Raw genomic sequence first — 15661 nt, forward strand, 5'->3', positions numbered from 1 at the left:
GCCAGTCAATCCACGGTAGTGATCAGTTTGCAGGTTGCGAGCGCTCGATATAAATGCAACTAAGCCGCTCATTGAGGTTCTTGTTGGTTAGATCGGAACCTACAAAAGCCCCATCGGGGTCAACCCTTAGGTGTTTTCCGGCAATCAGCTCTCCCGGCCGCAGGTGTCGCAGTGCATCGATGGACTGTGTCACGGTGCTGTGCGGAGTCCAGTCAGTGGGTTGCTTGACGGTTTTCAACAGGAAGAAAAAATTACTCGGCTCTATTACATTCGAGCAGGATTCATTTGCAAAGAATTGAATCAAAGTTGCCGAGGGTACGTTTTCCAGCCAGAAAGTTGAAACCATATTGTTTTCGCAATATTCAGTGGGGTTTTGGAGGTGAAATCTTTTATTGGTTTCCGGTATGGGTAAAGTGCACTTCTCCTCGCCCTTGTCATTATTTAAATGAATGCTTCCGAAGGCGTTGCTCGTTGTGTTGCCTCGGTCGGGTGCAACGCACGCCACAGTGGCGAGAGCGCTGAAGCCGACAAGCATCATCCAGGTACAAGTTCTCAATATCGATTTAAGCGAGTTCATTCTCGGACACCTCTTTATTAGACATTGACGAAGGCGGCTTGAAAGGGCGGTTGCACAGTTACCTTCTCTTGGAATCTAGCACCGGTTGGCACCATTGGAACCTAGTAGTTCTGCTAGTACCCAGCCTGTTTGGCCAAGCGTATAAATAAAAAAAACTCAGGTATTTGCACGGGCAATTGTCCGGCTACCGGCATTGACTCAAGGGTGGCAATATGACTACAAGCCATATCAAAGACGGAAAAAAAACGCCGACCAAACCTCGTCAGGATGGCCTGTTACCCGCCCCGCAAATCAAGGAGTCCCACGACCAGCACCTGGATGCCGACAAGATCGACGGCAGCATGACCCTCGCTGTCGTGCCTTATCCCGGCATGGCCAACGGTGATGTAGTCCGCTTGTTCTGGGTGGGAACCCGTGGCGATGGGACCTCCGGCCCTCCGGTCAACCTGCCTGCCAAGACCTTGAGCGACAGTGACACCGACCCGAGCAACAACCCCGGTTCGGTGCTGACCTGGACCGTGTTGAAAAGCAGTGCCGTGGCGGTGCGCGACGGCAGTATCGCTTTGCACTATCAGGTCAAGTACGCATCCCCCTCACAACCCGATGACGAATCGGTGGAACGCACGATCCTGGTCACGCCACCCAGCACACCCGAACTGCCGGCGGCGACCGTCAAGGGTCTGACCGGCAGCGTGATCAATCCCATCCAGTTCCCCGAGGGCATCCGGGTGGTGGTGGCGCCTTACCCGGGGATCCTCGCGGGTGACGATCTGCTGGTGTATGGCACACGCACCGGGTTGGGCAGTGGGCAGAACAAAAACACGGTCCAGTATTTGCGCATCGACCAGGCGATGATCGACAGCGGCCGGATCGAGGTGCCGATGCCGCTACAGTGGTTGCTCGACAATCAGGGCGGCGCCGTCAGCCTGCGCTATCAGTATGCCCGTGACGATGGGGCCGGATCCGGCGAAACCCTGGAACTGACGATTCGCGAACCGCTGGTGTTGCCGACACCCACGGTGGACAACAGCGTGGTCACCGAGGGCCGCGACGAGTTGAACCCGATCACTGCCATCAATGGTGCCTTTATCAGCGTTCCGCCGAGCGCGACCATCGGTGACGATGACTCAGTCATCGCCCATTGGAAAGGCTTCGGGGCCGAGGGCTCGTATGACGCGGTGGATCCTGCTCAGACCAACCCATTGAAATTCAAGGTGCCTTCGACGGCCTTACCGCCAAACTTCGGCAAGACGGTGGAAGTGACGTATAGCGTTTCCGGCCAGGTGGCCCAGCCCCCGTTGCAGTTGTTCGTGCGTGAGCTGACCAGTCATCCGGCGATTACCTGCGAAGGCGCCCAGGTCGGCTCGCCGGCGACCCTGAGATTGTCCGCTATTCCCCCCGGCGGTGCGTTGTTGAGCCTGGGGCTTTGGTCGTTCATTTCAACGGCCCAAAGCGTGCGCCTGTGGTTGACCTCCAGCGCTATAGCCGAGCGCGACATCATTGCCGTGCGCCAGGTACTGCCCGCCGAGACGACTTCGGGGGTCACGGCGCGCCTGACGACCACGCACCTGGCGGGAATCCCGGTTAATTCACTGTTCACTCTGCGGGCGAGTGTCAGTTTTGATGGCGGGCACTCGACCGTGGTGTTTAAAAATCCGTTGCAGTTGAAGTTGTTGGATTGATTCGCACAAGTGGTCCGCCCCATCCATGACCCTGGGAAGACTGAATCATGAGCAAGATGTCACTGACACAGTTAATTGCCAATATGCAGGGAAAGTCCCTGACCTATGGTTGGGATGCTTTGGTGCTTTACGATCAACGTAAGACCAATGAATTGCTTTTCCAACTTTATGTCGAGCGGATCAATAGCGAAAATGGTTACATCGAACCTCTGTCAATGGTTGCGGGTTGGGATGACGGTGCCTACAAGGAAATTATTCATGACCTGAAGCTAAGTGCCCCGCGTTTGTCTTTTGAAAATGCCAAGCCCAACCTACCGGCCAAGGCAAGACTTACCCTGGATATGATTGGCGGTATGATAGTCAGTGCTCGGAAACTGCCTGGCATGCCTTTTTATATTTCCAGATTGCTGAAGATCCTACCCGTGGGTGGACCGCAGCTGTGGATGGACCAGCCAGTGACCAAGGCGGTAGTCGATGGGTTAGGAGAAGTGCTGATTGATCTGAACAATGCCGATAACTTTCAGGCCAATTTTGTGCTGGGCGGTCTCGCAATGGAGGAGGTGGGCGCCCGCTTTAAAGAATATTTTGCAAAAATAATTCCCTCAGATCAGAAAATTTTCCCCTTAGGTCGCTTGGATGGACAATCAAACGACATTTTGACTCCACAGAACTTCCAAGTAAGAGTCATGAAGTCAGATCCTCTTGCATTGTTGGGGGATGTGCAATATGGCGATGGCGCAATAATGCTGTTCATTACTTTAAAGGGAGGGAGTGATGGCCCACGATTCCCTGGTGAAAAAGATATATATCTGATTCCTACGGATGGTGGCGGACATAAATTCACTGGGACGTTGCTGCTCTCCAGCAGGATTCTGATGGAGAAAATTGTAAAACCTGCCGTTGAGAGAGGTATTGGTAGCGGGTTAGCACTGATTAGCATTAATTTGAGTCATGAAATTGCATATGGCTTGAAGGCCTCCGCCGGCGGAGGCAATGTGAGCGACAACCGTGTCACCTACCATTATTGGCAGGGGGGGGCGAACTGGGGATTTCAACATTCAGCGTATTCGACTTTGGATCCATTTCCCTATGATTTCACGTCAGGCTCAGGTTTGATGATAGCGTTTAAAGAAGGAGATATAGCTGTTAGTTGGGCGGGTATAAAAACGGGACGATGCAGTGTGAAGACGTTCACTATGAGTGGTCCAAGCGTTTTTGATTTTTCTTACAGTTATAACATGGAAAAGAAATTTTCCGTAGCGCTAGATCCCCAAAGCAATTATGTGGTGTTGGGCTCGCCAGTCACTGTTCGTGACAGCTTTGGCGCATCGTTCAGTGCAAAGCCAAGTCCGGCCTGGAATCAAGATGGCGAAGCGACGACACGGTCCTTCGTCATTGGCAAGGCGCGCGCATTGGTTCAGGGCTTGCTCAATAAAATTGAAATTCCAGCCATTAATACTTTCCTTCTGAGAAATCTTTTATTCCCCGGCGGCAACTTTCTGCATCTGAGCGAAGCATTCGTCCCGGGCGATCTTGCCCTGTTTGGTCAAGTCGATGTGCCACGGACGAGCATACAGCTGTTGCCGGCCAAATCGACGGTTGAGGCCGGTAGCGGTTTTCAATTCAATCTGACCCCTGTGCCGAGCAGCGTCACTTGGACAGCTCGGGATATCGATGGTCGTGATTTGTTACCGGACGTTATCAGTTCGAGTGGTTATTTTACCGCACCGTCCCAAGATCAACTGCCGGAAGGTTTTCTAACCATTGTCGTTACCGCACAGGGCACTCTGGGTGGAGTGCCGCTGCGAAGCTCTGCACTGGTCGTGGTGGTTGGCAGCATGATTCTGACTAACCCGCTTTACGACAGTTGTGACCCCGGTGAGACCAAACAATTGTCTGCCGAGTCTCTGAGTGGCGGTGTGCTCGAGTGGGAAATCCTGACACCACAGTGGGGCTCGAGACTGGACAGGGTTGAGGGTAGTCCAAACAGCCGTGTTTATACAGCGGGAGGTAGCTTGGATCGTGATACCCCATTTTCCTTGGACAAAATAGAAGTCAAGCAAGTCTCCAATGGTCAACTGAGTCATCTGCATATTCTGATTCATAACCAGGCTCCCAGAACGCCATTGTGGATCTCGGAGGGGAGCGATCCGGCGACGGGCATCGTGCAATTTGAATTAAGAGGTGTGGGGGGACCGATTGACCCGGCCCGGGTGACTTGGAAGCTGCTTGGCGGACCCGGCACATTCGATGAACGAACCGGGATCTATCGGCAGCCTGAATCCGTAGCGGCGAATAGCTTTATCGTGGTGTCTGGCACGGTCCCCGACGACTTTCGGGATGCGCACGCAGTCGCGGCAGTTCCATTGCCGCTCAGCAAGTATGTGGATTTATTGGAAAACCTTCAGAAAGAAGTGCCGTCTTTGTATCCCCCGCCTTCGCCTCCGACCGGCTTTCGATTGGAACACAATAATTATTACCCGATTATCTTGCAGTGGGATGCTTCTCCCGACGCTGTTAAATATCGGATTTATCGCTGGTTCGTTCCTGTCGCCGATGTCAAGGGGAACGAATATGTAGCAAATATTAAAGGCTACAACCGCTTTCATCTTCGGGCGGTGGATGCTGCGGGGCAGTTATCGGAGCGAACGCCCTATGTTTACTTTTTTCCGCCAGGTTATGTCGCCAGTGATGACGGTGACCATCTCGCGGAACAGTAGCGATGGGTATGCAAAGCAGAAGTAAGAGTTAAAGACCTATCATTCTGATTAGTCGGTCCCCAGCAGTGATGCCGATTTATCTATTGTGAAGCTTTCACTGGTCCGTCGTACCCGGCGGGTTAACTGGTTTTCTTGATTATTGGAGTGGGTGCCATGAGTAAGTTAACGCTTTCGCAACTGGTTAGTCATATGCAAGATAGGTCCCTGACATACGGATGGGACGCTCTGACTCTTTATGATCAACGTAAAGCCAATGAACTTCTATTGCAGCTTTATATTGAGCGTTTCAATAGCGAAACTGGTTACATCGAGCCTTTGACCATGCTCGCGCCGTGGGGCGACGGTGATTTCGTGGAACATATCTATGGGCTGAAATTAAGTTCGCCACTTTTGTCTTTCGAAAATGCCGATCCCAGTCTTCCAGCCAAAGCGCGGCTGACCATGGATATGATCGGCGGTATGATCGTCAGCACCAAAAAGTATGCAGGTGGTACGCTCTTTGTATCGCGTATTTTGAAAGTTATGCCCGCTGGTGGCCCGAAACTGTGGATGGATCAGCCAGTGACCAAAGCCACAGTCAGCGAACTGGGAGATGTGCTAATCGATATAGCGAATGCCGATACATTTGTGGCGAATTTCGTTATCGGCTCTCTGGCAATGGAAACTGTTGGACTGCATTTTAAAGATTATTTTGAAAACAATATTCCTGACGAGCAGAAGGTGTTTCCCCTAGGTCGTTTGGAGGGTGAGCTCAATGGTGTTCTTACTCCGAAAAATTTTGAAATAAGAACCATGAAGTCCACGCCAAACGCCGTGTTGGGCGATGAGCAGTATGGTGACGGTGCGATAATGTTATTTATCACACTTAAAGACGGTGAGAACGGAAAAGGTTATCCCAATGAAAGTTCTCTGTATTTGATTCCGGCAGATGACGGCGGTAATAGATATACGGGAGTCATGCTGCTTTCGAGCCGGGTGCTCTTCGATAAAATAATGCGTGATCCGGCGGCGGCAGATATCGGTTATGGCATTCGCTTTCTTGATTACACACCCGAAAACGGCGGAGGGAGTGAGATTGGTTGGAGCCTGCGCGGGGCAGCAGGAGGAATTGATCTTGAATTTGTTCATGATTACAGAGTACGTTCTGATGATTTTCCCGCACAATTCAAGGCAAATCTTTATTCCCACTTCAAGGTTGATGACGGTGGCCCAGCCCTCACTATCAAGGGCGGTGGTACACGTATTGAATTTATCTGGAATAAAACCTATACCACCCGGTTCAGCCGAGTGATTCACTACCAATGGCCTCATGGGGATGATTGGGAATATGGCGATCTGACGTTTGTCTGCAATTACAGCGTCATTTTTGATATTGTATTGAATAAGGAAACCGGTGTTGTTGACTTCAGCCGGAATGAACAATCCTCAAACTTTCGCATGGCGGTAACTGGATTTGAGCATCTGTTCGATATGGTATGGGAAGGGATCAATATGATCCCTAAAATCGAGGAATTCTTTCGGCCGAAGTTACTTGAGATTCTCAAGGAGTTGTCGACTCCTACCATTGATACCTTCTTGCTGCGAAATTTGCTTTTCCCTGGCCACAATGCCCTGCACTTGACTGAGGCGTTCGTTCCTGGAGACCTCGCGGTATTCGGAGAAATTGATCCGCTGCGCACAAGCGTAGTGCTTTCGCCTTCTAACACTTTGATTGAAGCAGCTGGTGGACTTCAATTCCGATTGTCTCCTGAGCCGACCAGCGTCCGATGGACTGCGCGCGATGTTGATGGGCAGATTTCAATGACCGAAGCCATTAGTCCGAGTGGTTACTTTACGGCTCCGGACGCGAGTCAACTACCCGATGGATTTCTCGCCGTCGTAGTGACTGCCGAAGGAACTTTGAACGGATTGCCCGTGAAAAGCTCTGCTTTGGTCACCGTAGTCAGCAGCGCGATCGTAGCCAACCCGATTTATGAATCCGGTGATCCTGGAAAGGAAACTACCTTTACTGCCCAGTCGGTAAAGGGCGGAGTCTTGGAGTGGAAAATTCTTACTCCGCAGTGGGGCTCCACTTTGAAGCCAGTGGCCGGCGAGCCCAACCATCGTGTGCACACCGCAGGTCGCGGTGGCACCGATCCAAGCGTTCCTTTTTACATGGACATAATCGAAGTCAAGCAAACCGCCGGTGGGGTGACGACTACTGCTTATTTCCATTTCCTTATCACCGCCCGGCCAGTCGGTACGACCATGTGGATCTCTGATGACAGCGATCCTGCCAGCGGTACCGTACAGTTTGAACTCAGGAGGCAAGACGGTACCCCTGTGGATCCTTCTCGCGTGACTTGGCGTTTCCTGGGGGGCGCAGGAACTTTCGACGAGCAGACTGGTGTTTATCGCCAGCCTGACTTTGTACCTCCAGGAAGCTTGGCCGTGGTCTCGGGCACTGTACCAGGTGAGCTTTATGACACTCATGCGCTGGCCGCAGTCCCATTGCCGCTCGAAAAATATGTCGAACTGATAGGTACTCTGGGCAGAACTTTGCGTGCCGGTTGATCCAGGCTACGGGGGCTTCGCTGTCCTTAATTTTCACAGCACTGCATACCATTAAAGGTTGAAAGTCATGACTACTTATTCATTGGCTGCACTGGCTAACAGGATGAAAGGCAGGTCCGTCACGCTGGGTTGGGACGCCGTGGTCTTTATGAATCGGGCCAAGGTCAATAGCTTGTTGGAGCAGCAGTACATTACCCGCTTCAATAGTGGAAGTTTTTTGAAGCGTATTTTTGGGGCTGTCAATATGGTTCCGGATAACAGCGAATATCTGGAAGTGAGTGGCTTGATACTTAGCCACCCCCGCCTTAGCTTTGAAAAAGCCTCCCTCCGAAATTCGCGCGCGACTGCGACCATGGATATTGTCGCGGGTACCGTATCTTATATACGTAAAGGTTCCAATCAAGTGCCCGCAGCAGTACTTTACAGTTATGTGGTCAGTGCTCATCAAGGTTATAAGCTGACCATGGATGTGGATCTGGCGGCCAGTCGCGGTACGGTCAATGAACAGGGTAGGGTCATTGTCGATATCGGTGATGGGTACAATTGCAGTTGTAATTTGGTTAATAATGACCGGTCTCGGGAGGAACTCGGAAACTTCTTCAAGGAATTGTTTCTTGAGCAGAAACCTGAAGACAGGATATATGAGCTTGGGATGCTCGACTTGCGCGATGTCGATCTTCTGGCGCCACGCTCCTTCCTGATTCGCACCATGGCTACAGAGGAGGGAAAGAATCGGGATTCCGACGATTACGGTGAGGGAGCGGTGGTGTTATTTGTCAGGACCAAGGGCAATCCGAATGAAGGCGGCGACCCTAATGAACTCGCAGTGGATTATTTGATTCCCGATGATCGGCATCCGACGACGGGTAAAGCGTTGTACTCGGGGTCCCTGGTGTTGTCCAGTCGGGTGGTGTTTGATTGGTATGTGCGGGAGGCCATTCAAAGACAGATAGGGGGACATTTAAGGTTGGTTGCGTCAGATTCAAATGATTTGGCCAAAACTTTGATAGCAGCGGTGGGCGAGTTTGATCTTCCAGGTTTTGAACTTAGATGGCACTCGGACGCTTATCATTCTCATACTCTGCGCAATGACGGACCATTGCGATTCAAATTGACTGATCCTGATCCGCAAAAAGCATTTCGAGTGGTTGCAAATGAAAATCATGATCTTGAGTTGTCTCTGGAGGGGCCAAGATTATTGCCGTTTCATCTGCACAATTGGTTTTGGGCGCTTCCAGACAACCATAAATATTGGAATGCATTGGCGACTGCCAAGGTGCAGGCTGTTTTTACACCGGAGCTTTCATCTGGATTAAATTATGTAACCTTTGAGCAAAAAGCCGATCCACTTGTCCAGTTCAGCGGCAACTGGGATCCTCAAAGCATGATAGATTCGCCCTACGACGATTATCTGCTTCGACAACTCGATACTAAGCTCAAACCCTCATTCCTAGACGCATTGAAGGTATTCAAATCATTGGATTTGCCTGGTCTCAATGTCCTCGCCATCAGCAACCTGCTATTTCCTGAACGCAACGCCCTGCAACTAACCGAGGCCCGTTTGCCGGGCGACCTGCTAATGGTCGGGCACATCGATCCAAAAGAAACAACTTTCACTCTCGACCCTTTATTGCCAGTGGTAAAGGCAGGTGACAAGCAGACGTTCGAGATTCGACAGTTGAGCTACAGGTCCTCGAATGTTCAATGGAGCGTACGCAGTGTGGACGGCAGTCGAGCACTGGGCGTCATTAACAATAATGGCGAATATGAAGCCCCCGCCGTCCACCTGCTCGATGGCAGTGCCATACGCAACGTAGTCACCGCCACCTACACCGATCCGGACACCGGTAAGGAAGTCACAGCTTCGGCCTTGGTAGTCGTTGTGCTGACCAGCGTTGTAGTAACGCCTTCGATGTCGCTGATCCCGATGATCGATCGCCGTGATGTGCGGCTCCAGGCTACCTCATTGGGCGCCGGACCATTCCGCTGGACGCCGCGTAGCGATGTCGGTTCGCTACAGGCCAATGGTGCCGAGGCCGTCTACACACCGCCATCTTCGGACCTGCCGGATGGCACATTGGAGGCGGTGTTGATCGATGTCGAGGATACCAGCACTGGCGAGAAAGCCGTGGCTACCGTCTTGCTGCGTCAAGGTAATTTCGCATTGAACATGTCGCCGGCCCTACATCCTGGTTTGCAGCCCGATGGTACTGCATTGTTGAAACCACCAAGTCCTTATCGCCCCGAGCAGTTCACGTGGGAAGTCGTGGCCGGGGAGGGCAGCATCGACCCGCAAACCGGTTTATTCACCGCTCCGTCGACGATTACGCTGCCTTATAGCGTGGTGAGAATCGGCGTTTCGGAAGAGTTCTATGATCACTTCGGCTACAGCATCATTCACTTGTCCGAGCATGCCAGGCAGTCGCAATGGCACGCCCTGGATACCTTCGATTTCGAAGTCAGCACCTACCCTCCAACGGTGTATGCCAATGGCTTGCAACAGGCCAAGGTGATGGTGCGGGTCCAGCCTGCTGGTGATGGAGAGTTGTCGGAGAGTGAAATCGAGAGCATCAAACTGGTCTCGGCAGAACAGAAAATCCCGTTGCCGGAAGTCGGTGAAGACGGAGTACCTGAAGGTAATAAATGGTATTACACCGAGTCCGAGAATATCTATGAGCGGTACCCTCATCCCACACTGAGTCAGGAGGATCCTCCAAAAAGACCGAAGGGCATGGTGGTCAAGGAATTCTTTGTCCAATGCCATAAGGTTGAAGACCTGCGCGTTGCAGCTATGTTACGTAGCGACAACTATGAAACGTTCTATTCCAACCCGGGATCGGAAGGCGATGCGGACCGTAAGGTCATCAATCTGCATGCTGTTGAACCGCCGGAAGCCGGCACCAGTGGAGGGGTACTTTTAACCTTTGGTGACAAAGGGCCGACGCGTGTCGATGGTGATGAGGACGATGAAAAAGATCTGACCACCCTAGATTACTACTATTTGAAGCTACTGATTAACCAAAGACAGGTACCTATAAAGAAAATTCAGTTTGTCGGCAATTCAAGTATGGTGAAGTGGGAAAGTGACACCACGCTTGAGGATATCCATAGCATTACCGGATATGCCATCGCCAATGACCGGGATAATCAGGGAAAAATAATTCTGCATACCGATGAAATTCTCAAGAGGCGTTTGGTTGGCCAAGTCAATGCACCAGAAGAAACGGTTAGAGATGATTCTGATGTGCCGATAGGCGAAGTGCTGTTCAGTTTACAGCGGCGTGAGTATTGGCGCTATGACCGTTATGCCAAGTCCGACTTTGATAAGCCGTTGGATGTTATCGTATTTGACAAATATGGCAACAGGCACAGTGTGAAAATCGGCTTCGACGGAACTAATCGAAACAAACTCGCGATAGTTGGGCAATTCTAGAGGTATACGGCACGACCTATTACAAGTCGCACCGTTTAAATATTCCGCAGCTACAGGAGAAGCACCATGTCCACCTCAACAACTATCCACTCCAACGCCTTCAACTTCCTGAGCTTCATCCTGAACCAAGTAGACCCGCGAACCGGGCAATACACGTGCGCTATCTCCCTGCCCGAACTCAAGGCCAATGATCTCAACGGCCCGGTCGTACCGCTGCAATTGAACTTCAATCCGCTCAACGCTACCGACAGTGGTTTTGGCAAGGGCTGGAACCTGCAACTTTCGCAATACGATCCGAACCGGCGGATCCTCTCGTTGTACACCGGGGAAACCTTCAAGGCCTACCCCGGGCCCGATGGCATGGAGATCCCGGAGAAGAAGCTCGACTCCTTTCATTTCCACGACCTGGGCAATCAACGCTACCGGGTCGAGCATAAATCCGGATTGGTGGAGATCCTCCAGGTGGGGCAGGGCCAGTTCGCCATGCCGGTGGAAATGCGCTCGCCCCAAGGCCATGGCGTGACCCTGGAATACACCCCCTTCGGTACCGACCCGTTGCTGAGCAAGGTCCGCAACGCCGACCTCACCGAGCTGATGAGCCTGGAGCGCAGTGGCAACACCCTGAAGGTCAAGCTGCACCCCGGCAGCAAGTACGAAGCGTTGTTCGTGCTGAATATTCTGGGGGGCGAGACAAAAAGCATCGTCCTGCCCACCGAGGACCAGGCGTCCTGGCGTTTCGAGTACATCCCGCTGAGCGGTCTGACCTTGCTCAAGGAGGTCCATACCCCCACCGGCGGCCATGAAACGGTTAGCTATTCCGGTTCGCCACATGCGTTTCCCGGACTGGGCGACCGGACATTACCCCGGGTGCATTCGCACACCCGTGATCCGGGATTCGACCAGCCGCCCATCGAAACCCATTACGAGTACGACCGCACCGGCAATAACTTTCTCGGTTACGGCAGCGGCGTGACCTGGAGCGATGATGGCCTGGACAACCTTTATCACGACAACGTGATCAGAAACTACCAGTACGAAACCCGGGAAATTCTTTGGGACGCGGTCGCCGAGAAACCGATACGGACCACTCGCCGGGTGTTCAACCGGTTTCATCTGTTGGTGCTCGAAGAAGTCCTGCAAAAGGCCGGCAGCGCCAACGGGGATGACACCTTGTTGGTGACTGAGAACGAGTACCACGTCAATCCGCTGGACGACTTCAAGGATCAACCTAACTATTTTCAACTGCCCAAGCGCGTGACGCAGACCTGGCGCCATGCCGCTGCCACCGTGCCGCGGCGCGAAGAGGTGGTCACCACCACCTATGACGATTTCGGCAACCTGCTGGAGCAGGTCAATGCCAATGGCGTGACTGAAACCAGCAGTTGGTACCTCGCCGGCGGCGAGGATGGCTGTCCGGCCGATCCGCAGGGTTTCGTGCGCAATATCAAAAGCAAGACCATTACCCCGGCGCCCTCGGGTTACGGTGCCGCACCGACTTTGCAGACCCGTTATCGCTACGCCGAATACCCCGGCCTCACGGGCACGCCGCCCTGGTTGGCCTTAAGCGAGGAAAACCTGTTCGAGGGTGATCAGGTTCGGCAACAGAGCGCCTTCACCTACATCAATGCGCCGGACGATGCCTTCGAACACGGGCGCAAGTTGCAGGATAAGGTGACCCTCAACGGCCTGGCGACTACCACCGACTACGTCTACAGCAAGACCCGCAACGCCCGCGCCGATGAAACCGTACTGCACACCGTCAACACCGTGCGGGGTTTTGACGGCGAGGAAAAGACGATTCGCCTGGAGCATTCACTGCTCAATGGCGAGCCGCTGCTCAGCCGTGATGACAACGATGTGGCGATTGCCACCGAATATGACCTGCTCGGTCGCGCGACCAAGGAAACCGTGGCCCCGGACACCCCCTACGAGGCCAGTCGTACCTACAGCTACACCCTGGTCAACGCGGTGGGCCAGCAGGCCCAGCAAAGCGCCATCGACGTCAAGGGGGTCGAGACCATCAGTTGGCTCGACGGGCACAACCGGGTGCTCAAGGAAACCCGTCGCGATGCCGATGGGCTGGGCGGCAACCCACAGGCGTTCCGCGAGATATACCGGGCGAGCTACAACCAGCTCGAACAGATGACCAGCGAAACCGTGATCGACTGGGAGCGCGGCAAGGACGTGCCGCTCACCAGCCTCTTCAACTATGACGACTGGGGGGAACAGCGCAGTGTGATCCGCCCCGATGGGGTCGAGGAACACGAGGTCACCGACCCCATTCACCGCACCACCACGCAATGGCTCGAGGGCCAGGGCAAGACCGTCACCACCAACAACCTGTTCGACAAGCCCGACAGCGTCAAGCGCATCGACTGCAATGAGCAGCAGATCAGCGAGCATGCGTACCATTACGACGGGCTGGGGCGCACCGCCGAGGAATACGACGCGGCCGGCAACTGGACCCGTTATGAATATGATGCGTTCGACCGGATGACCAAGACCCTGTTGCCGGACAGCACCGAGGTCGAGCGCAAGTATGCGCTCCACAGCAGCGAAGACCTGCCGGTGGAGATCAATGTCAATGGAGCGGTGCTCGGTGAGCAGGTCTTCGATGGCCTGGACCGGATGATCAAGTCGATTACCGGCGGGCGCGTAAGCGTCTATACCTTCGATCCGGGGCAACGCCAGCCGAAAAGCGTCAAGCGCCCCAGCGGTTTGGAAACTGCCTATGTCTACCGGCCGGAACTCGGCGAAGACCCGGAGCAGCGGATCGCCGTGGAAAGCACCGCGAACTACAGCTATGACGCGCAAAATGCCCGGCTGCTGAGCACTGAGGAGCAGGATCCGCAAGGCAACACCCATCGGTTGGTCCGCTCATACTTCAGCACCGGCGAAATAAAAAGCGAAAGCCGCGAACAGACCGGCCAGCCAACGCGGGTCATGCACTACGAGTACAGCCGCCAGGCGCGCCTGGTCAGCTACACCGATGTGCTCGAACAAACCCAGTCCTATGAGTACGACGATCATGCCCGGCTGATCGCCACCGAGCTGGGCACCACCCGTTCGACCTTTACCTACGACGATTGGGGGCAGCTCCAGGACATCGAGACCGTCGATGGCGGGCAGACATTGAACACTCATCTGGAGTACGACGATTTTGGTCGGGAGGTGCTGCGCCGTTTCGACTTGGGCGGTGGCGTGGTCCAGACCCTGACCCAGGTGTACGATGAGGTCGACCGGCTGACGCAGCGGACCCTGGTGCAGGGCAGCGAGACCTTGCGCGATGAAACCTACAGCTACGATATGCGTGGACGATTGGTGGAGTACGCCTGCACCGGTAGCCAGGCGCCGGAAGATCCCTACGGCAAGATCATCCGCAGCCAGATGTTCGGCTTTGACGCCCAGGACAACCTGGACTTTGTCGAAACCACGTTCGACGGCGGGAGCAACGCCAGTTACTACGAGTACGATAATCTGGATGATCCCTGCCAACTGACGGCGATCACCAATACCTTCCAACCGGATTACCCGGCGCGACTGGAGTTCACTTATGACGCCGATGGCAACCTGCTGCAGGACGAGGCCGGGCGCATCCTCGAGTACGACAGCCTGGGGCGGTTGATCAGTGTCAGCGCTTTGTCCGGCGAGGCGCCCAGCGATTATCGCTACGATTCGCTGGATACCTTGAGCGAAAACAGCTCAGCGGGCGCCAATGAGTCACGGTTTTATCGGGACGGGGAACTGGCCAATCAGTTGGTTGGTGCCGAGGGCAGTACGTTTGTGCGTGCCGCAGGCATGGTGCTCGCCGAGCAGGCTGAAAGCGGGGGAAAGCCGTTACTGTTGGTCGTGGATGACAAGAACAGCGTACTGCGCGAAGTGAGTGGAGCAGCGGTCAACGATATTGCCTACAGCGCATATGGCCAGGAAAGCGCCGGGCACGCGATGGACACTTCGCTGGGGTTCAATGGCGAGCGGCGCGAGAAACATACTGGGCGTTATTTGCTGGGGAATGGTTATCGGGCTTATAGCCCTGTGTTGAGGCGCTTTAATAATCCGGATAATTTGAGCCCGTTTGATGAGGGAGGGGTTAATGCGTATGCCTATTGTGAGGGGGATCCGGTCAATAACATTGATCCAAATGGACACTTTGCGGCATTTGGAGCTCTGTTATCCGTTGTAGGCGCTGGTGCGCTGATTTCTTCCTTCGTAGTGGAAGATAAAACCGCCAAAACTATTTTACGTGTGGGAGGGGTCGTTCTACTGGCTTTCGGGGTAACAGGTTTGGGGTTGGGTGCTATTCAAAAAAATAGCTTTCCTGTGGCTAGAGAGGTCAGGCCAAGGAAGGGAGTAAGCGATAGGGTTATTAGATTGGCTAGGAGAATTGATAAGGATATTGCCGCCCCGTCTGCCGCTAGAATTAAAGAGCCAACGAGATCGCTTTCGTTTTCTGGACGCGGAGCTGAGGTTGCAGAAGTGGCACCACGAAGGAACAGTGCTTCTAACATTTCCCCACGAGCAAGTATCGGAAGCGAAGTGAGTGACATTCGCCGAGCAGGTAGCGCACCACAGTTAAACGGGGAGAACTGGATGGTAGGAAAAAACTCAGGCGAACGCGCTCAAGAAAAATTTTACATAGAAAGCAAACTGTACGGGCTGAGATTCGTATGACAGCCGCAATGAAACCGGAGGACTA

6 protein-coding genes are annotated in these 15661 nt (G+C 53.6%); 5 read left to right on the forward strand and 1 reads right to left on the reverse strand.

Going from position 1 to position 15661, the window contains the following annotated elements:
- Positions 1 to 22: 22 nt before the first annotated feature.
- On the reverse strand, positions 23 to 577 hold the full coding sequence (locus BM321_RS17475) for a hypothetical protein (protein ID WP_139230512.1): 555 nt from the start codon (positions 575 to 577) through the stop codon (positions 23 to 25).
- Positions 578 to 789: 212 nt separating this feature from the next.
- Here BM321_RS17475 and BM321_RS17480 point away from each other — a divergent pair, with 212 nt between their 5' ends.
- The 5 genes from BM321_RS17480 (at position 790) to BM321_RS17500 (ending at position 15636) form a co-directional block, all read left to right on the forward strand.
- Positions 790 to 2259, forward strand: coding sequence for a hypothetical protein (locus BM321_RS17480; RefSeq protein WP_092443640.1), 1470 nt, complete (start codon positions 790 to 792; stop codon positions 2257 to 2259).
- 47 nt (positions 2260 to 2306) lie between these two features.
- A complete protein-coding gene (locus tag BM321_RS17485; protein WP_139230513.1) occupies positions 2307 to 4979 on the forward strand; it encodes a hypothetical protein in 2673 nt (890 codons plus the stop codon).
- Positions 4980 to 5132: 153 nt separating this feature from the next.
- Positions 5133 to 7532, forward strand: a complete 2400-nt coding sequence (locus tag BM321_RS17490) for a hypothetical protein (protein ID WP_092443644.1) — start codon at positions 5133 to 5135, stop codon at positions 7530 to 7532.
- A gap of 67 nt (positions 7533 to 7599) precedes the next feature.
- Complete coding sequence (locus tag BM321_RS17495; RefSeq protein WP_092443646.1) at positions 7600 to 10965, forward strand: hypothetical protein; 3366 nt, start codon at positions 7600 to 7602, stop codon at positions 10963 to 10965.
- Between the two features lie 66 nt (positions 10966 to 11031).
- Complete coding sequence (locus tag BM321_RS17500; RefSeq protein WP_092443648.1) at positions 11032 to 15636, forward strand: RHS repeat domain-containing protein; 4605 nt, start codon at positions 11032 to 11034, stop codon at positions 15634 to 15636.
- The last annotated feature ends 25 nt before the right edge of the window (positions 15637 to 15661 follow it).

The organism is Pseudomonas sp. NFIX10, assembly GCF_900111955.1.
GTDB lineage: Bacteria > Pseudomonadota > Gammaproteobacteria > Pseudomonadales > Pseudomonadaceae > Aquipseudomonas > Aquipseudomonas fluorescens_AA.